The organism is Actinoplanes sp. NPDC051633 (genome assembly GCF_040681735.1).
GTDB lineage: Bacteria > Actinomycetota > Actinomycetes > Mycobacteriales > Micromonosporaceae > Actinoplanes.
In genome coordinates this window covers 1-2,969 of sequence record NZ_JBFAZH010000978.1, presented here as the reverse complement: position 1 = coordinate 2,969, position 2,969 = coordinate 1, and the positions used below count along the sequence as shown (strand labels likewise).

Sequence of the window (2,969 nt, the reverse complement as noted above, 5' to 3'; positions counted from 1 at the left end):
GGCCCTTGGCCTTGAGCTCCTCCAGCGCCGCGTAGTGCTCGGCGCTGTCCATCACCTCGGCCGGCGGGTTGTGCAGCAGAACCACGTCGACGTGCTCGACGCCCAGCCGCTCGGCGCTGCCCCGCACCGACGGCTCGATCGCCGCCGCCGAGAAGTCCGTGCCGCCGTCCGGCCGGTGGCCGAACTTGGTGCACAGCACGTACTTCTCGCGCGGCACGCCGGCCAGCGCGGCCCCGACGTTCAGCTCGCTCTGCCCGCCCGCGTATCCGGGCGCCGTGTCGATGAAGGTCACCCCGGCGTCCAGCGCGGCCCGCACGATGCGCTGGGCCTCCTCCGGCTCGGGACCGGTCGGCCACTCCTGGGACCGGCCCAGCTGCCAGGCCCCGAGGCCGACCGCGCTGACCTCTATCCCGGTGGTGCCCAGCGGACGCTCGTCAATCATGGGCACCACCGTAGATCTACATCTGGACGGTGTTGCTGAGGGACCCCGCCACCGTCGCGACATCCGGGACGAACACCCGGTATTGCACGCCCGTCTCGACGTTGCTGAGCGTCGTCCGGGCGGCCGCCCGGAAGGTTCGGACCGTGGTCCACGCCTGGCCGTCGGCCGACTGCTGCAGCTCGAGCGTCTGCTTGGCCGAGCCGACCAGCGACGCCACGACCGAGTTGCGCTTGCCGGCCGCGAGCGTCACCGCAGACGCCGCCGTGTACGAGTACGTCTGCGACTCGCCGGTCGTGAAGGTCGTCTTCGTCGCCGGGACCACCAGCTTGACCGAGTACGGGGAGGTGACCTTGCGGCTCAGCGTGACCGTGCCGGTCGACGACGTGGTGGCGTTGCGGCACTTGGCGGCGGCGCCGTTGTCGGCCGTGCACAGCTGGACGGCCCGCGTCGGCGCCGGCGCCCCGCCGATGGTCACCGTGAAGGTGGTGTCGACCTTGGTGTTGTAGAGCACCTGCTGCGAGGACGCCTCCGAGGTCACGACGGCCTCACCGACGGCGCCCAGCGCGGCGACCGCGTCGATCCGGCCGTGCCCGTAGTCCTTGTCCTTGCCCCGCGAACCGAGGTCGACGGCGGTGAACTCCATCGCCTGCTCGACCTGGTCGGGAGTCAGGCCGGGCTTCTTCGCCAGCAGCAGGGCGGCCAGGGCGGCGACGTGCGGCGCGGCCATCGAGGTGCCGTTGTAGGTGGCGTAGCCGCCCGGGACCGTGCTGAGGATGCCGACGCCGGGAGCCGCCAGGTCCACGTAGCTGCCGGCATTCGAGAAGGAGCCGTACTTGTCGTTGCTGTCGGTGGCGGCGACGGCGATCACCCCGTCGTCGGCGGCGGGGTACCTGGTCGGGCTCTTGTTCGCCCGCTCGTTGCCGGCCGCGGCGACGACGACCACACCCTTGGAGCGGGCGTACGAGATCGCGTTCGTCACCGCGGCGGTCTTGCCGCTCGAGCTCAGCGACATGTTGATCACCCGGGCGCCGTTGTCGGCGGCCCATGTGATGCCGGTCGCGACGTTGGACATGTAGCCGCCGCCGTTGTCGCCGAGCACCTTGACCGGCAGGATCTTCGCGTCGCGCGCCATCGCCGCGACGCCGATGCCGTTATCGGTGGTGGCGGCGACGGTGCCGGCGACGTGCGTGCCGTGGCCGTGGACGTCGGTGGTGGCGCCGATCTGCCCGGTGATCATGTTCTTGCCGGTGAGCACCTGCCCGGCCAGGTCGGGGTGGGTCGCGTCGACGCCGGTGTCCAGCACGGCGACGGTGACGCCCTCGCCGGTCGACGTGCTCCAGGCGTCGGGGGTGCGGGTCTTGGTGAGGTTCCACTGGTCGGCGCGGAGGGCGTCTCCGGTGGCCCGCACCGGGGCGTCGAGCTCGACGGCGAGGGTGCGCGGGGTGCTCTGCGCGGCGCGTACCAGCTGCTCGGCCTTCGTCCTGGTGGTTGCGGTGTGCTTGGTGACGACGGGGCGGCCCGTGGCGTCGAAGCCGGTCCGCACGATCGTGACCGGAGCCGACGGGGTCACGGTCGCCGGCAGGATGCTCGCCGGGGGTGCGCCCCGGTTGGCGGTGGTCGTCGCGAACGCCGGCGCGGCGCCGAACAGTGGCGCGACGATGGCTCCTGCGGCGAAGGTGGTGGCGCTCAGCGCCCCGAACCTGAACTTGCGACCCATGCTGGACCTCCCGTTGGCGAATGGGAGCACTGATCGGCGGGATCCTCCGGTCGATGAGGGCTTCTGCGTTCCGATCCGCTATGTCCGCATTTTTGGGACCATGTGAGCCAGTCGAGACCCGCAAAGGATAGAACTGATGACGAACGCACGCCGAAAGCAGGCGATCGTCGGTGTGGTGGGGCTGGCGGCGATCCTGGGAGGCGGCGCCTACGTGCTGACCGACCACCTGACCGGCCACGAACCCGCGACAACCAGCGAAACCGGCGCCCTCGCCCCGGTGGCTCCTCCGCCTACGTCGGTCGCACCGCCGCCGGCGTCGCCGAGCGCCCCGCCCGCGACGACGCCGGCCAAGGCGTCGGCCCCGAAGAGCGCCACGACGAAGTCGCCGGCGGCGTCGAAGTCGACCGCCGATCGGGTGAAGGCGGCGAGGGACGCCGGCAAGAGGGCGGGCGTCAAGATCACGCGACCGCTGTCACAGACGCCGGCCGATCGGTCCGTCACGGCGGCGGACCTGACCGTCAGCCAGACGTCGTCGGGCCGCGCCACGCTCAAGGTCGTCTCGGCGCGCAAGAACCTCGCCGGATATCGGGAACTGGGCTGGGTGGCCGACGACGGCGAGCCGGTGGGTGCCGCGCAATGCTCGCAGACGTTCCGCTTCAACGCGGGCATGAAGCCGGCCGAGAAGCCGGCTCTGCTGATCTGTTGGCGCACGAGTGCGACGCGCAGCGTCTACACGATCGCGACGAACCCGGACGGGCGGCCCTCGAAGCAGGCGAGCGTCGCGGCCATCGACAGACAGTGGGAACGACT

At 71.5% G+C, this 2,969-nt stretch carries 3 protein-coding genes; 1 reads left to right on the top strand and 2 read right to left on the bottom strand.

What is annotated here, in order from left to right; genetic code table 11:
• Both AB0M20_RS35485 and AB0M20_RS35480 read right to left on the bottom strand, forming a co-directional pair.
• A partial coding sequence (locus AB0M20_RS35485) for an aldo/keto reductase (protein ID WP_364304899.1) occupies window positions 1–442 on the bottom strand: 442 nt, incomplete at its 3' end.
• 16 nt (window positions 443–458) lie between these two features.
• A complete protein-coding gene (locus AB0M20_RS35480) occupies window positions 459–2,159 on the bottom strand; it encodes a S8 family peptidase (protein ID WP_364304898.1) in 1,701 nt (566 codons plus the stop codon).
• Between the two features lie 136 nt (window positions 2,160–2,295).
• Between AB0M20_RS35480 and AB0M20_RS35475 the strand changes: the two genes are divergently transcribed.
• Window positions 2,296–2,969 (top strand): hypothetical protein (locus AB0M20_RS35475; RefSeq protein ID WP_364304896.1); only part of this gene is annotated, 674 nt, incomplete at its 3' end.

Excerpts from the sequence above, each read along its gene's own strand:
- AB0M20_RS35480 (WP_364304898.1), bottom strand. The coding sequence starts at position 2,159 with ATGGGTCGCAAGTTCAGGTTCGGGGCGCTGAGCGCCACCACCTTCGCC.